The sequence below is a fragment of the Hymenobacter sp. APR13 genome (genome assembly GCF_000737515.1).
Taxonomy (GTDB): domain Bacteria; phylum Bacteroidota; class Bacteroidia; order Cytophagales; family Hymenobacteraceae; genus Hymenobacter.
Genome location: NZ_CP006587.1, coordinates 1782638 through 1806666, shown reverse-complemented (window position 1 = coordinate 1806666; position 24029 = coordinate 1782638). Strand labels below are relative to the sequence as shown.

19 protein-coding genes are annotated in these 24029 nt (G+C 64.5%); 11 read left to right on the top strand and 8 right to left on the bottom strand.

What is annotated here, in order from left to right; all coding sequences use genetic code 11:
* Positions 1–7: 7 nt before the first annotated feature.
* From N008_RS07505 to N008_RS07495, 3 genes are all read right to left on the bottom strand, one after another.
* Entirely contained in the window at positions 8–1171 is a 1164-nt protein-coding gene (locus tag N008_RS07505; RefSeq protein ID WP_044014963.1) for a lipocalin-like domain-containing protein, read from the bottom strand.
* A 39-nt stretch (positions 1172–1210) separates the two neighbouring features.
* Positions 1211–1981, bottom strand: a complete 771-nt coding sequence (locus N008_RS21440) for a carboxypeptidase-like regulatory domain-containing protein (protein WP_052381304.1) — start codon at positions 1979–1981, stop codon at positions 1211–1213.
* Positions 1982–2191: 210 nt separating this feature from the next.
* Positions 2192–2899 carry a carboxypeptidase regulatory-like domain-containing protein gene (locus tag N008_RS07495; RefSeq protein ID WP_156109092.1) on the bottom strand — a complete coding sequence of 236 codons (708 nt, stop codon included), beginning with the start codon at positions 2897–2899 and terminating at the stop codon, positions 2192–2194.
* Positions 2900–3081: 182 nt separating this feature from the next.
* Between N008_RS07495 and N008_RS07490 the strand changes: the two genes are divergently transcribed.
* The 4 genes from N008_RS07490 (at position 3082) to N008_RS07475 (ending at position 11546) form a co-directional block, all read left to right on the top strand.
* The gene (locus tag N008_RS07490; protein WP_231569797.1) at positions 3082–4842 is read left to right on the top strand and encodes an amino acid permease; all 1761 of its coding nucleotides are present in this window, start codon (positions 3082–3084) and stop codon (positions 4840–4842) included.
* A 122-nt stretch (positions 4843–4964) separates the two neighbouring features.
* The gene (locus N008_RS07485; RefSeq protein ID WP_044014959.1) at positions 4965–9731 is read left to right on the top strand and encodes a DUF3320 domain-containing protein; all 4767 of its coding nucleotides are present in this window, start codon (positions 4965–4967) and stop codon (positions 9729–9731) included.
* A 97-nt stretch (positions 9732–9828) separates the two neighbouring features.
* Positions 9829–10416 (top strand): hypothetical protein, encoded by a 588-nt coding sequence (locus N008_RS07480; RefSeq protein WP_044014957.1) that lies wholly within the window; start codon positions 9829–9831, stop codon positions 10414–10416.
* Between the two features lie 161 nt (positions 10417–10577).
* Positions 10578–11546 (top strand): lipid A deacylase LpxR family protein, encoded by a 969-nt coding sequence (locus N008_RS07475; RefSeq protein WP_044014955.1) that lies wholly within the window; start codon positions 10578–10580, stop codon positions 11544–11546.
* Positions 11547–11700: 154 nt separating this feature from the next.
* On the opposite strand, the gene N008_RS07470 is transcribed toward N008_RS07475, so the two are convergent.
* Positions 11701–12660 (bottom strand): DMT family transporter, encoded by a 960-nt coding sequence (locus N008_RS07470; protein WP_052381303.1) that lies wholly within the window; start codon positions 12658–12660, stop codon positions 11701–11703.
* A gap of 150 nt (positions 12661–12810) precedes the next feature.
* Entirely contained in the window at positions 12811–13800 is a 990-nt protein-coding gene (gene dusB / locus N008_RS07465) for a tRNA dihydrouridine synthase DusB (protein WP_044014953.1), read from the bottom strand.
* A gap of 185 nt (positions 13801–13985) precedes the next feature.
* Between dusB and N008_RS07460 the strand changes: the two genes are divergently transcribed.
* The 4 genes from N008_RS07460 to N008_RS07445 all read left to right on the top strand — a co-directional run bounded on the left by N008_RS07460 (position 13986) and on the right by N008_RS07445 (position 18500).
* Positions 13986–15032, top strand: a complete 1047-nt coding sequence (locus N008_RS07460; RefSeq protein ID WP_052381302.1) for a CPBP family intramembrane glutamic endopeptidase — start codon at positions 13986–13988, stop codon at positions 15030–15032.
* Between the two features lie 67 nt (positions 15033–15099).
* The gene (locus N008_RS07455; RefSeq protein WP_052381301.1) at positions 15100–16047 is read left to right on the top strand and encodes a phosphatidate cytidylyltransferase; all 948 of its coding nucleotides are present in this window, start codon (positions 15100–15102) and stop codon (positions 16045–16047) included.
* A 212-nt stretch (positions 16048–16259) separates the two neighbouring features.
* Positions 16260–17549 carry a Glu/Leu/Phe/Val family dehydrogenase gene (locus N008_RS07450; protein ID WP_044014951.1) on the top strand — a complete coding sequence of 430 codons (1290 nt, stop codon included), beginning with the start codon at positions 16260–16262 and terminating at the stop codon, positions 17547–17549.
* 270 nt (positions 17550–17819) lie between these two features.
* Entirely contained in the window at positions 17820–18500 is a 681-nt protein-coding gene (locus tag N008_RS07445; protein ID WP_044014949.1) for a phosphatidylserine decarboxylase family protein, read from the top strand.
* Between the two features lie 76 nt (positions 18501–18576).
* Here the strand turns inward: N008_RS07445 and N008_RS07440 are convergent, their stop codons facing one another.
* The 3 genes from N008_RS07440 to ribD form a co-directional block, all read right to left on the bottom strand.
* Positions 18577–19110 (bottom strand): dihydrofolate reductase family protein, encoded by a 534-nt coding sequence (locus tag N008_RS07440; RefSeq protein ID WP_044014947.1) that lies wholly within the window; start codon positions 19108–19110, stop codon positions 18577–18579.
* 12 nt (positions 19111–19122) lie between these two features.
* On the bottom strand, positions 19123–19605 hold the full coding sequence (locus N008_RS07435) for a GAF domain-containing protein (protein WP_044014945.1): 483 nt from the start codon (positions 19603–19605) through the stop codon (positions 19123–19125).
* 202 nt (positions 19606–19807) lie between these two features.
* The gene (gene ribD, locus N008_RS07430; protein WP_044014943.1) at positions 19808–20848 is read right to left on the bottom strand and encodes a bifunctional diaminohydroxyphosphoribosylaminopyrimidine deaminase/5-amino-6-(5-phosphoribosylamino)uracil reductase RibD; all 1041 of its coding nucleotides are present in this window, start codon (positions 20846–20848) and stop codon (positions 19808–19810) included.
* Between the two features lie 185 nt (positions 20849–21033).
* Between ribD and prmC the strand changes: the two genes are divergently transcribed.
* From prmC to N008_RS07415, 3 genes are all read left to right on the top strand, one after another.
* Entirely contained in the window at positions 21034–21891 is an 858-nt protein-coding gene (gene prmC / locus N008_RS07425; RefSeq protein ID WP_044014941.1) for a peptide chain release factor N(5)-glutamine methyltransferase, read from the top strand.
* 135 nt (positions 21892–22026) lie between these two features.
* Positions 22027–22620, top strand: a complete 594-nt coding sequence (locus N008_RS07420; protein WP_044014939.1) for an acyltransferase — start codon at positions 22027–22029, stop codon at positions 22618–22620.
* 75 nt (positions 22621–22695) lie between these two features.
* Positions 22696–23994, top strand: coding sequence for a nucleotide sugar dehydrogenase (locus N008_RS07415; RefSeq protein ID WP_044014937.1), 1299 nt, complete (start codon positions 22696–22698; stop codon positions 23992–23994).
* Positions 23995–24029: the final 35 nt, after the last annotated feature.

Sequence of the window (24029 nt, the reverse complement as noted above, 5' to 3'; positions counted from 1 at the left end):
GCGGTGCCTAGCGCGCAGCCGGCGCGGCCGTGGTAGCGGTAGGCTGCGGAGTGAGTGGGTCTTTGCCAGCTTTGCCTCGGTTCGTTAGCTCCACGTAGCTATTGCCGCTTATGGGCTGGCCGTTGTGGGTGCCTTCCACGCTGCACATGCCTTCCCAGTAGCGCATCTTGATACCGGCAAACAGCTTGAGGGTCAGCTCCTGGTCGGGCACGAGGGGCGTGATGGTGAGGTCGTATTGCTGACTAGGAATGCGTAGGCGCCACTTGCTAGGATAGCGTAGCTTGGAGTGCGGGCTGGTCCAGTATTCGAGCACATCAAGCTGGAAGTCTTTGGCTTCAAGGTCTACGGCCTGGCCTGCCTGGCTGCCATTATATGTGCCGCCGCTTACTACCCGGCTGGAGTTGCGGTCGAACAATTGGTAGGTCATGATTTCGTGGTGCGTAAAGCCTCCTAAACCCTTCATGTCCTTGTCAGGCTCATCGAGTTGCAGCGAAAACCAGTCCCAACCAATGCCTTTGTTGGTGACGGAGTTACAGTTCCACTGCCGGTCATACCACAAGTGGCCGGTCACTTCGTGCACTTTGCCGTCTACTTCAATCGTGCCAGTAGTGCTCAGGCGCGGGTAGCTGTAGTAGCCGGCCTTGGCCACGTCGCCGTAGTTTTCGTAGCCCGTGCCGCTGTGCAGCAGCACAGGTTTGTGAAGTGCAGTAACCAGATTGATAGCGTGGCCGCGGTGGCTGGCCATACGGGCTTGCAACTTATAGCGGCCTTCTTCCTGGCCAACCAATGTCCATTGCTGGTCTTTTTTCTCCATGCTCAGATTGAGCGGCAGCGCCGAATCGAGCAGCTTGGGTAGGCGCTCCACTTTGTAGTCGTAGCGGAACTGCTTGGTTTGCGGGTCGGTGATGGCGAAGTTCACCATCTGCCAGTCCTTCTTGCCGGTGATGTTGAAGTGGAAGAACACGTACTCCACGCCGAACTGCTCGCCGGTTTTCACGTCGCGCAGGTGGCCCGTGAAGTACCACCACTCCAGCGAGTTCTGCTTGTGCACGGCTTCTTCCTGCGGCAGCTGGGCCCGCTCCGTGAATACGTCGTACTTATTGGTGGGCTTCAGGGCGCAGCCCGAGGTGGCAAAAACCAGAAATAAGGTGGCAAGCAGCAAATTCTTCATACCCCGGAATAAGGATTTTGGGGGCGGAAAGGTTTGGGGCTAGCGCCGAAAAGCGTTGCGCAGCCGGTTCCACAGCGCCTGCGGGTGCCAGGGTTTGAGTTGACGGGTAGCATAGCCATCCACCACAACGATACCACTCAGCATGTAGTCGTCGGTCTTCATACCCACTGACACGTTTCGGTGGCGAAGCTGCTGTAGGCTCACTGCCTGCGTTTCGTAGCCAATAGAATGAAAGCTGACCACGGCTGTTGTGTCTTGCTGGTAAGTGAGCGGAACCGCAAGCTCAAAAGAGCCATCGAAGTTTGTGGAAACACCAACAGTCGTGCCCCGAAGCAGCACCGTAACACCGGGTAACCTGGCGCCCGTGGCCTGGTCGATGACTCTGCCCCGTACAGTGTTCTGCTTGGCCAATGCCTCTGCTGCGGCAAACAGCGGCTGCTGGTGGCCCGTCTTTTGGTGGCCTGGCATGGGCGTGTTGCCTTGCATAGCCGCTTTCTGCTGCCCAACGCTTTGCTCCGCCGCCAGTTCCCGCAAGCCCAGCACGGCCGCCGCTGCGGCCAGCCAGGTGCGCCATCGTGGTGCTGGCTCAGCCAGGGGCCATAGCACGCGCTGCAACTGGTCTTCGCGGAAACGGCCGCAGGGGGCGGCGGTGCGGTGCAGCAGCGCCACTACCTCGGCGTCGCTGAGGGTAGTGAAGTCGATGACGACTTTGGCGCAGGCAGCGCAGTGGCGGCCCTGGGCGGCGGGCGTCATGGCGGCCCAGCTTTCGGAGCAGGGCTGCGGAACGGAGAGGCGAAGCGGCTGTGGCATGGCGGGTAGCAGAAAGGTTGTCCCTCTGATGCTGCCCGCAGCCCGATTCCACAGCCGTGTTCAAATTTTTTTGTCTGGATAGCTGTGTGTATGCCGCGGACTTCAGTCCGTAGCCCGAATATGGTGCGCCAGCCGGCTCGTCTGGGTGGCGCGGGCGGGCCGGTGCAGTCGGGCTACGGACTTCAGTCCGTGCCACACACAAACAGCGGGCTACTTCAGTGGGGGCTTCTGGGGTGGGTCGTGCTGGGCAATCCGGCCCATGATCTGGCCGCGGCCTTCTATCGACTTCAGGCGCACCGTGAGCGGCGCGGGGGCCGGCGACACGGCCACGGCTATCTGCTGCGCCACGAACACAAACGGGCTGCCCTGCACGCGCAGCTGCACGCTGCCGTTCTGCACGGCGGCCCACTTCTGCAGCATCACGAAGCTGAAATTGCCCTGCTCATCGGTGGTAGCGCCGTAAGGCGTGTCGCCGATGAAGATTTCGGCGCCGGGCACGCCCAGGCCGGTGGAGTCGTCGAGGACGCGGCCGCGCACGGTCACCTGGCCGGTGGGGGCGTCGGCGAGGGCGTCGGTCTGGGAGGTGGGGGCGGGGCCGGCTGTGGTGGTTTGGGCCGTGGTCTGGCAGGAGCTGACCAGGGGCTTGAAGCTGAGCAGCGCCAATGACGTGAGCACCCAGCGGCGCCAGCGCGGGGCGGGCGGGGCCAGCACGGCGGCAGGCGGCGCAAACTGTCCGACCCGGAAGAAGCCGCAGACGCTGCCCGCCGCCGGCCGGGCCAGCCAGGCCGTCACTTCGGCCTCGGTCATGCGCGAGAAATCCACGACTTCGTGCTGGCAGCTGCCGCAGTGGCGGCCGTCGGCGGTGGGCATCATGTCGGCCCAAGCTTTAGGGCAGGGACTCGGAACGGAGAAGGCCATAGCGGAAGGGAAAGGAGGAGGAAAGTAGCAGCAGGCAAGGTAATTAGGCAGTGCCCCGGCCGCCGCCGGGGAAAGCTACCGAAAAATCAGGCCAGAGTCATCTGCTGGGGTTGTGAGGCAGCAATACGCAGCCTAGCCGCATTATTCTGTATCTTTTGCCCCTCTTACCTCGCTCCACTGCTTTGTCTAATACACTACCTCCCTCCCGTTTTGGCGGCCTGTTCCGCCGAAAAAGCCTCACTGATATCCTGCACAACCCGCCTGCCGACGCCGAAGGCCACGGCGGGGGCGGGGGCCTGGCGCGCCACCTCACCGTCCGCGACCTGACGGCGCTGGGCATTGCGGCCGTCATCGGAGCCGGTATTTTCAGCACCATCGGCAACGCCTCGCACGACGGCGGCCCGGCTGTGTCGCTGCTGTTTGTGTTCACCGCCATTGCCTGCGCGTTTTCGGCGCTGTGCTACGCGCAGTTCGCCGCCACCATCCCGGTCAGCGGCTCGGCCTACACCTATGCCTACGCCTCGTTTGGCGAGCTGGTGGCCTGGATTATCGGTTGGGCGCTAATTATGGAATATGCCGTCGGTAACATCGTGGTGGCTATTTCGTGGTCGGACTACTTCACCGGGCTGCTCTCGGGCGTAGGTTGGGACATGCCCGTATGGCTCACGATGGGCATGCAAAGCGCCCACAAGCACTACAGCGAAGTACTGGCCCTGATGCAGGCCGGCCAGCCGCTCTCGGCCGCCACCGCCACCCAGCTGGAAGGCTACAACGCCTGGAACTCGGCCCCCACGCTCTTCGGTGACCTGAAGCTGGTGATTGACCTGCCGGCCGGCCTGATCACGCTGCTCATCACGGCCGTGGTGTACATCGGCATCAAGGAATCCAAGAACGCCTCCAATCTGCTGGTGCTGCTCAAGCTGCTGGTGGTGGCCACGGTTATTGCCGTGGGTGTGTTCTACGTGAACCCCGACAACTGGACCCCCTTCGCGCCCAACGGCGTGGGCGGCGTGCTCAAAGGCGTGTCGGCGGTGTTCTTCGCCTACATCGGCTTCGACGCCATTTCGACGACGGCCGAGGAGTGCAAAAACCCCCAGCGCGACCTGCCCCGGGCCATGATTTATGCCCTCATCATCTGCACCGTGCTCTACGTGGTGATTACGCTGGTGCTCACCGGCATGGTGAGCTACACCGAGTTGGGCGTGGGCGACCCGCTGGCGTTCGTGTTCCAGAAAGTGGGCCTCAACTGGCTGGCGGGCGTGGTGGCCGTATCGGCCATCTTCGCCATGGCCTCGGTGCTGCTGGTGTTCCAGATCGGGCAGCCCCGCATCTGGATGACTATGAGCCGCGACGGGCTGCTGCCACCGGTGTTTGCCCGCGTGCACCCGCGCTTCCACACGCCGTCGTTCAGCACCATCGTCACGGGCTTTTTCGTGGGCGTGCCGGCGCTGCTGCTCAACATGGACCTGGTGATTGACCTGACCAGCATCGGGACGCTGTTTGCCTTCGCGCTGGTGTGCGGCGGCATCCTCGTCATCGACCCGCACGGCCAGAGTGACGCCCGTTTCAAGGTGCCCTACATCAACGGCCAGTTTCTGGTGCCGATCATCATGCTGATCGGGCTGGGCTTGCTGTTTTCCTACAACCAGGTTGGCCTCGCGGCCTTCGGCAGCGCCGTGCGCGGCGACGGCGGCTACGAGGAGTTCCGCCACTACATCCCGATGCTGGTGTTCATCGTGTTCTGCATCGGACTGGCGTGGCTGTCGTTCCGCAAGAAGCTGAGCTTGCTGCCCACCCTGGGCCTCCTCACCAACCTCTACCTGATGACCCAGCTCGGCATCAACAACTGGCTGCTGTTCTTCGGCTGGCTGATTATCGGGCTGTTCCTGTACTTCAACTACGGCTACAAGCACAGCAAGCTGGGGCTGAAAAAGGCCGCGTAGTAGCGGTAGTTCTACAGTTCGGCCACCCTTTTTACAAACCCGCCCGCTGCTGCAGTAGGCGGGTTTGTTGTGTCAGGAAACCGAAGCTGTCGGCTTGCCTTCATTGATTTTTATGGTGCTTTATGCCTGCTGATTCCCTCCTTGCTGCCCGCCTGGAAGCCGCCCGCCAGGAGCTGCTGGATTTGGGGCTGCGCAACCCGCTGCTCAACTTCCGGTCCTCGAAGGTGCGCGGGGTGGCAGTGGTGGGCGAAGACGCGGCGGCGGTGTACGAGCTGCTGGTGCGCCGGCTGCGGGTGCTGCAGTTTGCGCCTCTGCCCGAAGCCCCGGCCGCGCCCCGCCTCGGCTGGAAAGGCGACCCCGCCCGCGCCGCCCGCCGGGCTGAAGCCCTGGGGTTGCCGCTCCCGGAGCCGGTTCCGGCCGCGCCCCCGCTACCGCCGGTGGTAGACCCGCTCGACAGCCGCCTGCAAACCGCCGAAACCGCCGACCAGCTGGAAAGCCGGCTGCTGAACACCTACTACACGGCCCGCACCAGCCTCGAAGAAACCGGCGCCAACATCCTGTACCTGGCGCTGGGCTGCCTCACCTGGTACGAAACCCCCACCAGCCCCGAGCCGCGGCAGGCGCCGCTGCTGCTGCTGCCGGTGGTGCTGGAGCGCGGCACCGTGGCCGAGCGGTTTCGGCTGTTGTATTCCGGCGCCGAGCCCGAAGGCAACCTCAGCCTGCAGGCCCGCCTGAAAGCCGATTTCGGCGTGCACCTGCCGCTGCCCGACCTCGACGAGCAGCCCTGGCCCGATTACGTGGCCGCCGTGCAGACCGCCGTAGCGGGCCTGCCGCGCTGGGCAGTGGCCCCCAACAGCATCACGCTGGGCTTCTTTTCCTTCAGCAAGCTGATGCTCTACCGCGACCTGGACCCGGCCGCCTGGCCCGCCGAAAGCCCGCTGCTCCGGCACGCCGCCCTGCAGGCGCTGCTCGGCCCCGAAACCGGCTTTCAGGACCAGCCGCCCACCTTCAGTGAAACCGATTTTCTCGACGACGCCCGCCCTGCCGCCGAGCTGCACCAGGTGTTGGATGCCGACAGCTCGCAGCTGCTGGCTTTGCTGGCCGTGCACGAAGGCCGCAACCTCGTCATTCAGGGTCCGCCCGGCACCGGCAAGTCGCAGACCATTGCCAACCTGCTGGCCGAGGCCATTGGCGCCGGCAAGAAAGTGCTGTTCGTGGCCGAGAAAATGGCGGCGCTGGAAGTGGTGAAACGCCGCCTGGATGCGCTGGGGCTGGGCGTGGCCTGCCTGGAGCTGCACAGCCATAAAACCAACAAAAAGGCGGTGTTGGAAGAGCTGAAAGGCACGCTGCAGCTGGGCCGCCCGGCCGCCGCTCCCGCGCTGGAAGACCAGCTGGCGAACCTGCCGCGCTACCGTGCCACTCTCAACGAGTACGCGCAGGCCGTGAATTCGCCCATTGCCGGCAGCCGCCGCACCGCCCAGCAGGTGGCCGGCGAGCTGCTGCTCCTGCAGGAGCAAACCGAAGGAGTGGAGCTGCCCCGCGTGCCTTTCCCAGATATGGCCTCCTGGACCGATGCCGACGCCGCCCACGCCGAAATCCTGGCCGCCCGGCTGCAGGCCACTCTCCGGAAAACCGGCGTGCCGCAGCGCCTGCCGTTCTGGGGCAGCGAGCTGACGGTGCTGCTGCCGGCCGAGCTCCATGCGCTGGCGGCGCTGCTGCCCGCGGCCCACGCGGCAGTAACCAGTCTGCAGGCCGCCGCTCAGCAGCTGGCCGGGCGCCTGGGCTTGCCCGCACCCGCCGACCGCGCCGCCGCCGAACAGCTGCTGCCGGCGGCCCGCCACGCCCTGCTGGCCCCGCCGCTGGCCGGTACCGCCGTAGCCGATGCCGCCTGGACGCAGCAGCCAGCACACCTGACCGAGGTATTTCAGGCAGGCACCCGTTACCAAACCCTGCGCCAGCAGTACGCCGCGTACCTGCTGCCCGAAGCCTGGGAGCAGGATCTGCAGGCCGAGCGCGCCGCTGTGCTTACCTATGGCGAAAAGTGGTGGCGGTTCTTGAGTGGCGACTACCGCCGGGCCCGCCGCCGGCTGCAACAGCTGTGGCGCGGCCCCCTGCCCAAAGCCGCCACCGATATGCTGGCCGGCGCAGACGCCGTGCAGGACGCTGCGCGTTACGCCCAAGTAGTGGGCGCCGCCGCGGCATTGGGCCGGCAGTTGTTTGGGGCCGCCTGGCGGGGGCTAGACTCCGGCTGGCCGCTGCTGATGCAGGCTCAGGAATACCTCACGCGCACCCACCAGCGCATCGGGCGGGGCGAGCTGCCGCCGGAGCTGCTGGCGTATCTGGCCGGCGCTGGCGGCGGAGCGGCAGGAACCGGTTTGGAGGCGGGTTTGCCGGCGCTGGTGGCGGCGCTGGAGGACGCGCTAACCCGGCACCGCACCGCCGTGCAGGTCGTAGCCGAGGCGCTGCAGCTCAACGAGGCCCGGCGGTTCGGGCCCGACGGCCGGCTACAGTTTCAGGCTTTCGGGCAGCAGCAGACCACGCTGGCCGCCTGGGCTGCCGAGCTGCCGGCCCTGCGCCTCACCATCGAATGGAACAACGTGGCGGCCACCGTGCAGGCCGAAAACCTGCCGGAGCTGCTGCTGCTGGCCGAGCGCTGGGAGTTGGCGGCGCAGCACCTGGCGGCCGCCGTACACCAAACGTGGCTGGAGTTTCTGCAGCGCCACGCCTACGCCCGGCACCCGGCTTTGCGGCAGTTCGAGCAGGCCAGCCACGAAGAAGCCACCGCCCGCTTCCGCCTCGCCGACGAGGCCGCGCTGCACCTCAACCGGGTGCGGGCGCTGCGCCAGCACCACGCCCGCCTGCCCAACCTGCAGGCCGCCGGCCAGATGCTGCTGCTGCGCCACGAATTCGCCAAGAAAACGCGCCACCTGCCCCTGCGCCGCCTGATGCAGCAGGCTGGCCAGGCGGTGCAGGCCATCAAGCCGGTATTTATGATGTCGCCGCTGTCAGTGGCCAGCTACCTGCCGCCGGGCGCGCTGATGTTTGATCTGGTGGTGTTCGATGAGGCCAGCCAGGTGAAGCCCGTGGAGGCGCTGGGCGCCATTGCCCGCGGCCGCCAGCTGGTGGTGGTCGGCGACTCGCGGCAGCTGCCGCCCACCTCGTTCTTCGACTCCCTGACCGGCGACGACACCGACCTGCCGGCCGACAACGTGACGGCCGACATCCCCAGCATCCTGGAGCTGTGCCGCGCCCGCCAGATGCCCGAACTGATGCTGCGCTGGCACTACCGCAGCCAGCACGAGTCGCTGATTGCGCCTTCCAACCAGCTGTTCTACGACAACAAACTGGTGGTTTTTCCGAGCCCCGGCGGCCCGGGCGACCTGGGGCTGGTCTACCATCATCTGCCGCACACGCACTACGAGCGCGGCACCACGCGCACCAACCCGCTGGAGGCGCAGGCTGTGGCGGCGGCCGTGCTGCACCACGCCCGCACCGCACCCGGCCGCACGCTGGGCGTGGTGGCGTTCAGCATGGCCCAGCGGCAGGCCATCGAGCTGGCCGTGGAAGCCAGCCGCCGCCAGCACCCCGAAACGGAGCCGTTCTTCAGCCAGCACCCGCATGAGCCGTTTTTCATCAAAAACCTGGAAAACGTGCAGGGCGACGAGCGCGACGTGGTGCTTATCAGCCTCGGCTACGGCCGCACGGCGGCAGGGCAGCTTACCATGAACTTTGGCCCGCTGAACGGCGACGGCGGCGAGCGGCGCCTCAACGTGCTCATCAGCCGTGCCCGGCAGCGCTGCGAGGTATTCACCAATCTCACCGCCGACGACCTCGACCTAGACCGCACGCCAGCCAAAGGCGTGGCGGCCCTGAAAGCCTTCCTGACTTTCGCGCAGTACGGCCCGGCCGGGCGCCCGCCGATGCTGTCCACCGATGCGCCGTTTGAAACCGTAGTGGCCCGCGCCCTTGCGGCACGGGGCTACGCGGTGCAGCCGCAGGTGGGCAGCCAGGGCTTCTACCTCGATCTGGCCGTAGTCGACCCAGCCCAGCCCGGCCGCTACCTGCTGGGCATCAGCTGCGACGGAACCATGTACCACCACGCCCGCTCGGCCCGCGACCGAAACCGGCTGCGCCCGCAGGTGCTGGAAGCCATGGGCTGGCACCTGCACCACATCTGGAGCACCGACTGGCTGCGCGACCCGGCCGCCGCCACCGAGCGGGCCGTGCAGGCTATTGAAGCGGCCCGTCGGCCGGCCCCGGCAGCGGAAGATGCGGCAGATACAACCATTGCGGACTTGGTAGCCGTTGTGCGCGAGGAACCTGCAGCCGCACCGGCTGCCGTGGCGGTGCCCTACCAGGTGGCGCAGCTGCCGGCCGCCGTGGCGCACCGGGCGCTGCACCAGCACGGCCTGAGCCAGCTGGCCTTATGGCTGACCCAGGTGGTGCGCATCGAAAGCCCGGTGCACATCGAGGAAGCCACCCGACGGCTGGCGCAGGCCAGCGGCGCCACGCAGGTGGGGGCCCGCATCCGCAAAGCCGGCGAAGCAGCCGCGCTGCTGGCCGCCAACCTGCGCCACCTGCGCCGCCACGGTGACTTCCTCTGGGAAAACACCATGCAGCAGCCCCCGCTCCGCGACCGAAGCCACCTACCCGCCAACTCGCGCCGGCTGGCCCTGGTGGCTTCCGAAGAACTGGCCCTGGCCCTGCGCACCGTGGTAACGCAAAGCTTCGGGCTGCCGCGGGAAGCTGTGTTCCTGCCGGCCGTGCGCCTGCTCGGCTTCGCCCGCCTCAGCGACGAAATGCGCCAGCAGCTGGAGCCCTTGCTGGCCGGCCTGCTGGAGCGGGGCGAGCTGGTGGAAGTGAATGGGGTCGTGAAACCAGCTGTGTAGCACGGACTTTAGTCCGTAGCTGCCCGGCTCTGCACTATCTTAACCAACGATGCGGGCTACGGACTGAAGTCCGTGCCACAGGTCAGCAAACCGAACGATGCTTCCACCTCCCGAAACCATCCTGCTCACGCTGCGTCTGGCGGGCTCCGTGCCGGCGCGGGCGGGCCGCGAACTGCACGCCCAGCGCGTTGCCGCCCAAGAAACTGCGCGTGGCGCCGCCACCGAAGCCGACGCCCAGGCGGCCCACCGCCGGGCCGAGAAGGTGTTTTTTGCGGGGTTTGATGCGCTGCTGGATGCCCGCACCGTGGGGCCCGACTATCTGGCCCGGGAGAAGGTAGCAGAGACCGTGGCCGGCGAGCTGCTGATGCTGGAGGAGCAGGGGTTGCGGGTGCCGTGCTTCGTGGTGCTGCCCAACCACCTGCACGCCGTGCTGCAGCTGCCGGCCGGCGCGGGCCTCTCGCTCTACAAAGCTGTGGAGCTTTTGCACCAGCGCACCGCCGCTCAGGCCCGCCGCCTGCTGCGCGGTCAGCTCCCGCCCGAAGCTGACTTCTGGCAAACAGGCTTCCACGAGCTGCCCATACTGGATACCGCCGAGCTGAACCGCGTGCAAGCGTATCTGTTGGCTCATCCGCAGCGCCTGCGCCTGCCCGAGCAGTTTCACAGCTGGCCCTATCTGCCGGAGTAGCCCAATCTGTGGCACGGACTTCAGTCCGTAGCCCGCCGGCACCGGCTACTTTGCGCAACCATTCCGGGCAACGTGTTCGGGCTACGGACTGAAGTCCGTGCCACAGGGGGGCAAGGCCGAAGTGCGGGCGGCTGCGTAGGTAGCGGAAAGTATTTCTGCTGATGCGCTTCTTTCTTCTGCTGCTGTGCCTTACCGCCCGCCTCGCCCAGGCCCAGCGCCCGGACAGCGCCCAAACCAGCCCCGACCGGCTGGTGTACTACACTTTTGCCAACGACGCCTTTTTCCGCTCCGACTACTACTTCACCCAGGGCCAGACGCTCATGCTGGTGCTGCCGGGGCTTAGCTGCTCGCCCGTAAACCGCCTGCTGGGCCCCGTGCCGGCGGGCAGCACCCGCTACCACGGCATCCGGCTGCACTACGACGGCTTCACGCCGCTGCGCATCCAGGACCCGTTCATCCGGGTCGGCGACCGGCCATATGCTTCGTATTGGTACGCCGATTTCCTGCGCATCGCCAACCAGCCAGCACGCAGGTTCCGCCTGACCACGGCGCTCAACCTGGGCTTTATGGGGCCGGCGGCCGGCGCCAAGGGCTTCCAGACCAAGTTGCACGAGTGGCTGGATTCGCCCACGCCCCGCGGCTGGGACTACCAGATCCGCAACGACTTGGTGCTGGGGTACGAGGCCCACGCCGAAAAGCAGCTGCTGGCCGTCGGGCGCGGGGCCGAGCTGATTGGGGCGGCGGATGCTTCCCTGGGCACGCTTTACACCTACGCCGGGGCCGGCGCGCGCCTGCGGGTGGGGCTGCTCAACCCGTATTTCAATAACCTGGGCGTGAGCGGCCCGGCCACCCGCGCCGGTCAGCGCCGGGTGCAGCTCTACGCCGAAGGCCAGCTGGAAGGCCGCCTCATCGGCTACGACGCCACCATGCAGGGCGGCCTGCTCCGCTCCGACAACCCCTACACGCTGCCTGCCAGCGCCATCCGCCGCACCGTGGCGCGCCGCACCGCCACCCTCGGGCTCGGCTACGCCGGCGTGCGCCTGGAAGCCTCCGCCGTCCACATTTCCCCGGAGTTCGATGGTGCCCGCTCCCACAAATGGGTGCAGTTCGGCGTGCGGGTAGGGTTTTGAGGAACTGGAACAGCAAAGCAGAACGTCATTCCGAGTCTGCGAGGAATCTTGCTAGTGTAGTAAAAAATAGCATCACAACGTCAGCACGCGAGATTCCTCGCAGGCTCGGAATGACGTTCTTCATCACCTCATCACCTCATCACCCAAAGCCACCTCACTTCGCCCGGTGAATGATGAAGACGCCGGCCAGGATGATGACCATGCCCAGCAGATGCCAGAGGTTGAAGGCTTCGCCGTCGAGCACGCCCCAGGTGAGGGCCACGATGGGGATGAGGTAGGTGTTGGAGGCCGCAAACAGCGTGGTGCTCTGCTGAATCAGCTTGTTGAAGAGCACCATGGCCACGGCCGTGCTCATGGTGGCCAGCAGGGCAATGTAGCCGAGGGCCGTCCAGGCACCCGGCACGGTGGCCAGCTTGTGCGTGAAATCGGAGAAGCCGAACAGGTACAGCAGCCCCAGCGGCCCGATGCTGAGCAGCGTGAGGCTGGTAACTGCCACCGGCGACGGGCCGTGCAGGTGCTGCTTTATCACGTTCACGCTGATGCCGTAGCCGATGGTGGCGGCCACGATGTAGAGCCCGTACCAGGCGTTGGAGTCGCCGGAGGGGGTGGCCGCGCCGCCGCTGCCGCCCAGCAGCATCAGCACCACCGTGCCTACAAGGCCCAGCGCAATGCCCAGCACCCGCAGGCTGGTGAGCTTCTGCCCAAACAGCACCGCGCCCACCACCAGCGTAAACACGGCCGTCAGGCCATTAAGCACCCCAGCCAGCCCCGAGGCCAGCTTTGTTTCGGCGTAGGCGAAAAGAAAGGCCGGAAAAAATGTGCCCACCACGCCGCTCAGCAGCAGCCACTTGTAGCGGCCGGCATCGACGCGGCGTACGTTGCGGAGCGCAAACGGCAGCAGCAGCAGCGCTGCAATGCTCACCCGCGCCGCCCCCAGCTCCATGGCCGAAAACACCACCAGCCCCTTCTTCATCAAGATAAACGAGGTGCCCCAGATGGTGGCCAGCACCAGCAGCAGCCCCCAGGCCGAAGCTGTAATCCGCGGCGGCGGTGGCGGCGCTACGGGCGGCAGGGTAGGAGCGGTGGCAACGGCCGGGGTAGGAGGGGTGGGCATGGGCGGGAAACTTGATCCGGCAGAACCGGAATAAAGAAAGAACGTCATGCTGAGCTTGCCGAAGCATCTCTACCGCTGGCTAATTTTCTTGATTAGCACTGCGGTAGAGATGCTTCGGCAAGCTCAGCATGACGTTCTGATGATAAAGAACTACCCCACCAAAACCGGCTCGGCGGCAATGATTTCGTTGAGGATGGCGTGTACTTCCTCGATGGAGTCGGTTTCGACGAGGCGCATGCGCCACTGCTTGGCGCCTTCGAGGCCGCGGAAATACTGGGCGTAGTGGCGGCGCATCTCGAAGATGCCCACGCGCTGGCCTTTCCACTCGATGCTTTTCTCGAAGTGCATGCGGCACATGTTCACGCGCTCCTCCACGGTGGGCGGGGCCAGCAGCTCGCCGGTGGCCACAAAGTGCTTCACCTCCCGGAAAATCCAGGGGTAGCCGATGCTGGCGCGCCCGATCATCACGCCATCCACGCCGTAGCGGTTTTTGTACTCCACGGCTTTCTGCGGCGAGTCGATGTCGCCGTTGCCGAAGATGGGGATGTTGATGCGCGGGTTGTTCTTGATGGCCGCAATCAGGCGCCAGTCGGCGTCGCCTTTGTACATCTGCACGCGGGTGCGGCCGTGCACGGTGAGGGCCGCAATACCAATGTCCTGCAGGCGCTCGGCCACGTCCTCCACGTTTTTGGTGTTTTCATCCCAGCCGAGGCGGGTTTTCACGGTTACGGGCAGGTGGGTGTTGCGCACCACGGCGCTGGTCATTTCCACCATCTTGGGCACGTCGCGGAGCAGGGCGGCGCCGGCACCGCGGCAGGCCACCTGCTTCACGGGGCAGCCGTAGTTGATGTCGATGAGGTCGGGGCCGGCCAGCGTGCTGATGCGGGCGCACTCGCCCATCGTCTCCACGTCGGAGCCGAAGAGCTGAATGCCGATGGGCCGCTCGTAGTCGAACACGTCGAGTTTCTTGCGGCTTTTGGCGGCGTCGCGGATGAGGCCTTCCGAGGAGATGAACTCGGTGTACATCAAATCGGCCCCGTTGGCCTTGCAGACCGCCCGGAAAGGCGGGTCCGACACGTCCTCCATGGGCGCGAGCAGCAACGGGAAATCGGGCAAAGCAATGTCGCGGATGTAGACCACGGGTAGGGGAGTTAGCGGATTTTACGCAAATTTACGTCTTTCAGCGTCTTGGCAGCAGAACGTCATTCCGAACGGAGTGAGGAATCTCGCTGGTGTAGCAGAATCAGTTAGTACACTAGCGAGATTCCTCACTCCGTTCGGAATGACGTTTTAGAATGACACTACGCACTAAGCACCAATTGCCCATGAAAGGTTTCGTGTCCAGCCGCTTGCACCCAGCGGCCAATCTGCTGTTGCTGGTGGGGCTGATGCTGCTGGCGTTCTGTATTGGCAGCTTTCTGGTGATGGTAGGCAACTACCTGCTGTTTGGGGTGGGGCTGCGCGAGATTGGCGACGTCACGAAGGAGCCCTCGGGCCACCCGCAGGGCTGGGGCGTGTCGATGCTCAGCCAAGGCGTGCTGCTGTTGGTGGGGTTTGGCGGGGCCGCGCTGGCTTTGCCGCGCCTCACCGGCTACTCGCTTGCCGACTATTTCACGCCGCGCCGGCCGGTGCCGCTGGAGTGGCTGCTGGCTGCTGCCGGCCTCATCATCCTGAGCGTGCCCTTTATGTCGGGGCTGATTGAGTGGAACGCCGGCGCGCACTTTCCGGGCTTTCTGCAAGGCTGGGAAGCTGAGGCCCGCGAGATGGAAGACCGCGCCCAGGACCTGACGCGCTACCTCACGCAGTTCAGCACCGCCACCCGGTTTGTGGTGGGGCTGATAGTGATTGGCGTGGTGCCGGCCATCAGCGAGGAGCTGGTGTTCCGGGGCGTGGTGCAGCGCAACCTGGTGCAGTGGACCAACTCAAGGCACGTGGGCATCTGGCTGGCGGCGGCCGTATTCAGCGCCATTCACTTTCAGTTTTTCGGCTTCGTGCCGCGCTTTGTGCTGGGGCTGGTGCTGGGCTACTTATATGAGTGGAGCGGCAACATCCTGGTGCCCATGGCGGCTCACTTCACCCAGAATGCCTTCCAGATCATCCTGCTCTACGCCCAGCAGCGGGGCGCGCTGGCCGGCGCCGGCTTCGACCCCGATTCGACGGAGGCGCTGCCGTGGTGGTGGCAGGTGCTGTCGTTGCTGCTGAGCGGGGCCGTGCTGTGGCTGCTCTACAAGCGCACCCGCGAGTTGCGCCCCGACCCCTTGCCCACCCAGATGCACACGCTCGGCAGTGGCGGCACGGCTATTGCCCGGCCCACAACGCCGCTGCCCGCCGCCCGTACCATCAGCCACGACGGCGTGGATACCACCCGGTAGCGCCTTTCCCGTTTCACTCTTTCTCTCCCGACTTCGGCGCGCCTCGCCCGCCCTTACGTTCCTTCCCTTGTCCGATACCGTTACCACTGCCCCCCCCAACCCCGCCGCGCCCGGCAAAAAGCCTATGTCCAACCTCGCGCAGCGGGTCGTTTTCGGGCTGATTGGGGCCGCTATGCTGTTGGGCAGCATCTGGTACAGTGCCTGGACGTTCGCCCTGTTCTTTGGGGCCGTGCAGATGCGGATGCTGTGGGAGTTCTACCGCATGATGCGCGAAGCCGGCTACAAGCCGGCCGCGCTGCTGGGCGGGGGTATTAGCATCATAATATTCGCGTCGCTCTTCCTGATGAGCGCAGGGGCCACCACAGCTACCGGCCTCAGCCAAATAGAGCCGGGCTGGCACACGGTTATCTATCCTTCAAAAACGATGGGTGCGCTGCTGGGGCTGCCGCTGCTGCTGCTGCCCACCATTCTCATCCTGCGTGAAATGGCCGCCTGGCCGCGCGAGAATCAGAATTTCTCGCCGTTTTCCAACGTGGGCGTGGCGCTGCTCGGCTTGCTCTACGTGAGCTTGCCCATGAGCCTGCTCAACGTGGTGGCCTTCACCGAAACCGGCTACGACTACCGCCGCGTGCTGGCGCTGCTGTTCCTGGTCTGGTCTTCCGATACGGGTGCCTACGCGGCCGGCAAAACCTTCGGCAAGCACAAGCTGGCCCCTAAAATCTCGCCCGGCAAAACCTGGGAAGGCGCCATCGGGGGCTTTCTGCTGACGCTGGCCATGGGCTGGGCGCTGGGCTATCTGCTGCCCGAACTTTCGCTGACCTACCGCCTCGTGGTAGCCACGGCCGTCGCCATCTTCGGCCCCCTCGGCGACCTGGCCGAATCCATGCTCAAGCGTAGCGTGGGCGTGAAGGACTCCGGCCGCATCATGCCCGGCCACGGCGGCCTGCTCGACCGGTTTGATGCCTTCTTGTTTATTCTGCCGGTGCTGGCGCTGCTGCAGCTGCTCTTTCATTGAGTGGTTGAATGGCTGCATTGTTAAATGGTTGGCTGTTCTGGCGTGACGTTGAACGGCCAACCATTTAACAATGCAGCCATTCAACCACTCAACCATTCAACTCCACGTAAACCGTTTACCTTTGACGCCACAAATTCCCGCATAGCCGGCGGCGCATCCCCCGCAAAACCGGCCGTGTTATCCCCACCACCACCCCCCAAACCCCACTCCGCATGGCTGCCACCACGGTGTACAAAGAACCGGCCCCTAGAGTAGATGCCGAAAATCCGCTCGAATCCATGATGTCGCGCTTCAACGTGGCCACCGAGATTCTCGGCCTCGATGAAGAAACCTACGACGTACTCAAAGCCCCTGACAAGCAGGTTATCGTGCACATTCCCGTCACGATGGACAACGGCAAAGTGCGCGTGTTTGAAGGCTACCGCGTGGTGCACAACACCATCCTGGGCCCCTCGAAAGGCGGCATCCGCTACGACAAAAACGTGCACCTCGACGAGGTGAAGGCCCTGGCGGCCTGGATGACCTGGAAGTGCGCCGTGGTAGACATTCCGTACGGCGGCGCCAAAGGCGGCATCATCTGTGACCCCACGAGCATGAGCGCCGGCGAAATCGAGCGCCTCACCCGTGGCTACACGCTGGCCCTGAAAGACGTATTCGGTCCCGATAAAGACATTCCGGCCCCCGATATGGGCACCGGCCCGCGCGAAATGGCGTGGCTGATGGACGAGTTCAGCAAGACGGTAGGCGCTACGTCGCCGGCTGTTGTAACGGGCAAGCCGCTGGTAATGGGTGGCTCGCTGGGCCGTACCGAGGCTACCGGCCGCGGCGTGATGGTGTCGGCGCTGGCCGCCCTCAAAAAGCTGAACCTCAACCCCAACGAGGTATCGGCTGCGGTGCAGGGCTTCGGCAACGTGGGCTCCTGGGCTGCCAAGCTCCTGAGCGAGCAGGGCGTGAAAATCAAGTGCGTGTCGGATGTAAGCGGCGCGTACTGGAACGACAACGGCATCAACATCGATGAGGCCGTGGCCTACAAAAACGCCCACAAAGGCCGCCTCGACGGCTTCACCGGCGCCACCCTCATGGACAATGCCGACGACCTGCTGACTTCCGACGTGGACGTGCTGGTACCGGCTGCCGTGGAAGACGTCATCACCGAGCACAACGCCCACGCCATCAAGGCCAAGCTGATTGTGGAAGGCGCCAACGGCCCGACGTCGGCCTCCGCCGACCCCATCATCAACGAGAAAGGCATCATGGTGGTGCCCGACATCCTGGCCAACTCGGGCGGCGTGACGGTTTCCTACTTCGAGTGGGTGCAGAACCGCCAGGGCTTCAAATGGACCGAGGAAATGGTGACCGAGCGCGCCGACCGGATCATGTCCGACGCGTTTGAGAAGGTGTATGCCACCAGCCAGAAATACAACATCCCGATGCGCATCGCGGCCTACGTGGTAGCCATCGACAAAGTGGCCCAGACCTACCGCTTCCGCGGCGGCTTCTAACCGCTTAGCCTCCCGCAGATCAGGCGCCTTTCGCTGAGTGCTTCGGTGAAATCAGCGTCTGGTGGCGGTGGGGTGTGCCGCAGTGGCCTATCTGGCCGCCGCTGCTTATATTTGCTTTCGGATAGCCCGGGCCGGTGGCTCGGGCTATCTTTGTGTCAGCTGAACCCAACCGGGCTGCCGGGACGGTACCGAGGCTCGGGCGCGTACTTTTATTTTTAGAAAGTCGTCTGAATCAGCGAAATCAACGTAATCAGCGCAAATCTGCGATACATGAAGATTCATAAAGAAGGGCGACGGATACTGTTCTTTACCCTGCTGGCGCTGCTGGCTGTCAACCTGCTGCTGTTTCGCGTGAATGCGCGCAACCTGCTGTTCAACCAGATTTTTGCTGGTGCCTCGGTGGTGGCGTTTCTGATTCTGCTGCAGTTTTTCCGGAGCCCGGCGCGCCGCCTGTTCACCCACGAAGACCTCATCATCGCGCCCGCCGACGGCAAAGTGGTGGTGATTGAGGACGTGTTCGAGCCGGAGTATTTCGACGACATGCGCAAACAGATCAGCATCTTCATGTCGCCGATCAACGTGCACATCACCCGCAACCCGATTTCGGGTATCGTGCGCTACTTCAAGTACCATCCCGGCAACTACCTAGTGGCCTGGCACCCCAAAAGTAGCACCAAAAACGAGCGTACTACCGTGGTGGTAGAGTCGGAGGCCGGCCCGTTTGTGCTGTTCCGCCAGATTGCGGGCGCCATGGCCCGCCGCATCGTGTGGTATGTGAACGAAGGCGACGAAGTAAGCCAGGGCGAAGAGTTCGGCTTCATCAAGTTCGGCTCCCGCGTAGACATTTTCGTGCCTATCGACACCGAAGTGAAAGTGCAGATTGGCGAGAAAGTGAAAGGCGGCCAGACGATTGTGGCGCAGCTCAAAACCAACGCCCCGTCGCTGTTCTAACCTAGCTATTTAGTTGGAAGAACCACAAAAAAGCCGTTCCGCTAGCCAGCGGAACGGCTTTTTTTATGTCTTGTGCTTACTCGGCAGTATTCAGGCGGTAATGCAGCAGCGCCATCCCGTCGGGCCAGGTTTGGGTGTGCAGTAGCTGCAGCGGCTGCGGGTGGTCCTGATGCCGCCACAGCGGAATGCCAGCCCCAAGCAGGCGCGGCACCACAAACAGCATCAATTCATCTACAAGGCCCGCGGCCAACAACGGCGACGCCAGCGTGCTGCCGCCAATCAGCCAGATGGTGCCACCCGGTTGCTGCCGCAGCTGCGTTACGAAGGCCACCGGATCGGTGCTGACGAACTGAACCGAAGGCTCGGGCGACTCAGTGGGCGGCTTGCGGCTGAATACGTAGTTGGTGAGGGTGGGGTAGGGCCATTCGCCCAGCATGAGCACCTGCTCGTAGGTGGCGCGGCCCAGCAGCGTGGCGTCGGCGGTGGCCAGAAAATCGGCGTACCCGTAGTCCTCGCCGGGTGGGGGCGTAGGCAGCCATTCCACCGAGCCATCCGGCGACGCAATGTAGCCGTCGAGGCTGGTAGCAATGTATAATACGAGTTTGCGCATAGCAGTGCGGGCCTAAAACCAGGTGGCGGCCAACTGCATCAGCTGCTCCAGGGCCTGCTGGTCGTCGTGGTCGAAGTCGTTGAGCTGGTCGCTGTCGACATCGAGCACGGCTACTACCTGGCCGTTTTTCATTACCGGCACTACGATTTCCGACTTACTTTCCGAGCTGCAGGCAATGTGGCCGGGGAATTGCTCCACGTCGGGAACGAGCAGCGTGGCGGCCTGGGCCCAGCTGGCGCCGCACACGCCTTTGCCGTGCCGGATGCGGGTGCAGGCAATAGGCCCCTGAAATGGCCCCAGCACCAATTCTTCGCCCTTCACGAGGTAGAAGCCCACCCAAAAGAAGCCGAATGCCTGCCGCAGGGCGGCGGCCGTGTTGGCCAGGTTGGCGGTGAGGTCGGGCTCCCCGGTGGTCAGGGCTTCAATTTGCGGGAGCAGCTGGCGGTATTGCTCGGCTTTGGTGAGCGTGGTGTCAAGGGTGAGTTCTTCGGCCATGGCTTGGTGAGTGGGTTGGGGTGGTGAGGTAATGAAGTGATGAAGTAATGGGGTAACAGGTGATAGGGAGTAGGTAACAGGCTATTATGGAATTGGCGGCATCAAAGCAGCTTGCCCTCGACAAAGATACTGCCTGCAGATGAGCCCTCTGCCTGTCACTTCATCACTCCATTACCTCATCACCTCATCACCAAAAATCACCTCAGTTTACATACACAAACAGCTCGTCGTCGCCGAGGCGGGTGTGCTGGCGCAGGCCGCAGAGGCCGGGGCTGGGGGCGGCCACGCCGCCGCCCAGCCGGCGGGGGCTGCGCAGAATCCGGATTTCGTCCCAGAGGCCGTCTTTCAGCAGCGAGTTGAGCACCGTAGGCCCTCCTTCCACCAGCACCGACTGCACGTTGCGCTGGTAGAGGTTGTGGAAAATCTGCGGAAACAGGTCTTCGGCTTCCGAGAGCCGCACAAAGCCCAGGTTGTCTTTGGTGGCCCGCTCGCGGTAGGTGAAGACCACCGTGGGCTGGCGGCCATCGAACAGGTGATGGGTGGGCGGCAAGCTCAGGTTTTTATCGATGACCAGCCGAATGGGGTCGGGGCCGGGCCACTCGCGCACGTTCAGGTGGGGGTTGTCGTGCAGGGCCGTGCGCGTGCCCACCAGAATGCCGTGCTCCTCGCTGCGCCAGCGGTGCACCGCCACGCGGGCCAGCTCGCCGCTGATGGCCACCGGCTGAAAGTAGGGCCCGGCCAGGTAGCCGTCGGCGGTTTCAGCCCATTTCAGCACCACATAGGGCCGCTTCTTTTCCTGAAACGTGAAAAAGCGCCGGTTCAGCCAGCGGCCCTCCGCTTCCAGCACGCCGGTTTCCACTTGGATGCCGGCCGCCCGCAGCTTCTCCAGGCCGCGCCCGGCCACCAGCGGGTTGGGGTCGAGGTTGCAGACCACCACTTCCGGGATGCCGTGCGCAATCAGCAAATCGGCGCAGGGCGGGGTTTTGCCGTGGTGGGCGCAGGGTTCCAGCGTCACGTAAGCGCGGCTGTGGCGCAGCAGTGTCGGGTCCGAAACGGCCGCCACGGCATTCACCTCGGCGTGGGGGCCGCCGTACTGCCGGTGCCAGCCTTCCCCGATGATGCGGCCCTCGTGGGTGATGACGCAGCCCACCAGCGGGTTAGGCCGGGCGTAGCCGGTACCGAGGCGGGCCAGGTCCAGGGCGCGGCGCATCATCAGCAGGTCGAAGTCGGGGGAAGCAGGCATTGGCGGGGCGGTGGGGTTGCGGAAAAGCGAAAGTAGCGCGAAGCAGCCGGTTGGCGGCGCACCGGCCGGGTATAGAATTCAGTCCGGCCGGCTCCGGCCCTGTTCGGCAGCGCTTCAAAGCCCGGTGTGGCGTCCTGCGTGGGCGGCGGCCGGCCGGTGCGGGCGCTGGGTCGTACTTTTGGGCCATGCCCACGCTCCGCCAGCTCACCCACGACTTTTCTTCTGCCCTGGAAACCATCTACCCGGCTTCGGAAGCGGCCAGCATTGCGGGGCAGGTGCTGGAGCACCTGCTGCAGCTCACGCCCCTGCAACGCCGCATGCAGGCCGACGCGCCCGTGCTGCCCGACGTGGCCGAGCAGCTGCCGACGCTGCAGGCACGGCTGCTGCGCCACGAGCCGATGCAGTACGTGCTGGGCGTGGCCCACTTTGCGGGTCTGGAGCTGGAAGTGACGCCCGCCACGCTCATTCCGCGCCCCGAAACCGAGGAGCTGGTGCAGCTGATTGTGGAGGAGCAGCGCCACCGTCCGGCGCTGTCGGTGCTGGATGTGGGCACGGGCAGCGGCTGTATTCCGCTGGCGCTGTGCCAGGCGCTGGAGCCCACCCGTACTGTAGCCGTCGATGTATCGGCCGAGGCCTTGGCCGTGGCGCGCCGCAACGCCTGCCGCTACGGCTGCGAAATCGACTTTCAGCAGCTTGATATCCTGACCCAAACTCCCAAAATCGAGCCCCACAGCCTGGATGTGCTGGTGAGCAACCCGCCCTACGTGCTGGAAAACGAGCGGCCCCTGATGCGCCCTAACGTGCTCGACTACGAGCCCGCCACCGCCCTGTTCGTGCCCGACCACGACCCGCTGCTGTTCTACCGCCGCATTGCCGAACTGGGCACCACGCTGCTGCGGCCGGGCGGCGCGCTCTACTTTGAAATCAACGAGCAGTACGCCGCCCAGACGCTGGCCCTGCTCACCGGCCTCGGCTACACGCAGGCCGCCGCCCGGGCCGACATCTTCGGCAAACAACGGCTGGTGCGGGCCAGCTGGGAGTAAGCCGCGCCCGGCCCGACACGCTGCCGGTGGCTGAACTGGCTGCTTGCGCCTGGCAGCCCCGGGCATGGCTCAGGCCAAGGCTTATGCTACATGGGCATAAAGCCTTACCTTTGCCCGCTGAACCAGTTGCCCTCTATGACTGACGCCCCTGCCTACTACGCGCACCCTACTGCCGTCCTCGACGAGGGCATCCGTATCGGGGCCGGCAGCCGGATCTGGCACTTCTGCCACGTAAGCGCGGGTGCGGTGCTGGGCGAAGGCTGCAGCCTGGGCCAGAACGTATTTGTGGCCGACGGCGTGACGTTGGGCCGCAACGTGAAGGTGCAGAACAACGTGAGCCTCTACACTGGCGTCGAGTGCCACGATGATGTATTCATCGGGCCTTCGGCCGTGTTTACCAACGTGCTCAATCCGCGGGCGGCCGTGGTGCGCCGCCACGAGTACCAGCCCACCGTGCTGGAGCAGGGCGTCAGCATCGGGGCCAATGCCACCGTGGTGTGCGGCGTCAGGCTGGGAAAATACGCGTTTGTGGGCGCCGGCTCGGTGGTCACGCGCAGCTTGCCGGCCTACGCGCTGGCCTACGGCAATCCGGCCCGCCAACGCGGCTGGATGAGCGAGCAGGGCTATGCACTGGTGTTTGACGCCGCCGGCCGGGCCTTCTGCCCGGGCAGCGGGGCCGAATACCTCCTAACCGAAGGGCAGGTTTCTCGTATTAGCCCCGATTCCTGACGCCACTGGCTGTCCGCCGGAACTCCGCTTTCAACTCTCCGAAATTCAAGACTTTACGTCCCTAAGATTCCAATCGTGTACGAGCAACTACTTCGCAAAGAGGCCAAGCTGGCCGTTATCGGCCTCGGCTACGTCGGCTTGCCCATCGCCCTCGAATTCGCCCGCAAAATTCAGGTTATCGGATTCGACATCAACGCCAAGCGCGTGGACATGATGCGCAACCACGTGGACCCCAGCGGCGAGCTGGAAGCCAAGGATTTCGAAGGCTGCGACATCACGTTTACCGATTCGCTGGACGTGCTGCGCGAAGCCACGTTCTACATCGTGGCCGTGCCTACGCCCATCGACGAGCACGCCCAGCCCGACCTTAAGCCGCTGCTAGGCGCTTCGTCGTCGGTGGGCAAGGTGCTCAAGAAGGGTGACTACGTGGTGTTTGAAAGCACCGTGTACCCCGGCTGCACCGAGGATGACTGCATTCCGGTGATGGAAAAGCACTCGGGCCTGAGCTTCGCCAACGGCGACTTCAAAGTGGGCTACTCGCCCGAGCGCATCAACCCCGGCGACAAAGAGCACACGCTCAGCAGCATCATCAAGGTAGTAGCCGGCTGCGACGCAGAGTCGCTGGAGGAAATTGCCAAGACCTACGAGTTGGTAGTGAAAGCCGGCGTGCATCGCGCCAGCAGCATCAAGGTAGCCGAGGCCGCCAAGATCATCGAAAATACCCAGCGCGACGTGAACATTGCCCTGATGAACGAGCTGTCGATGATTTTCGACCGCATGAACATCAACACGTACGAGGTACTGGAAGCCGCCGGCACCAAGTGGAACTTCCTGAAGTTCTCGCCCGGTCTGGTGGGCGGCCACTGCATCGGCGTGGACCCCTACTACCTGACCTACAAGGCCAAGGAGCTGGGTTACGACGCCAAGGTGATTCTGAGCGGCCGCACCACCAACGATAACATGGGCGCCTACATCGCACGGAAAACCGTGCAGATGATGATCAAAAAAGGCAAGGACGTGGCCAAAAGCCGCGTGCTGGTAATGGGCGCGACCTTCAAGGAAAACGTGGAGGACATCCGCAACTCCAAGGTGGCCGACGTGATTCAGGAGCTGAAGAACTTCTCGGTGAACGTGGACATCGTGGACCCGCATGCTGATAGCGACGAGCTGCACCACGAGTACGGCTTCCGCCTGACGCCCGCCGCCGAAGTCCGCACCGACTACGACGCCGTCATCGTGGCCGTCAGCCACCAGCCCTACACCCAGCACGACGAAGCCTACTTCCAGTCCATCACCAGCGAAAACGCAGTGCTGGTGGATTTGAAGGGCCTGTTCCGCGGCAAGGTGCAGGACATGCAGTACTGGAGCCTGTAAGGGTTTGAGTGAAATAAGAACGTCATGCTGAGCGA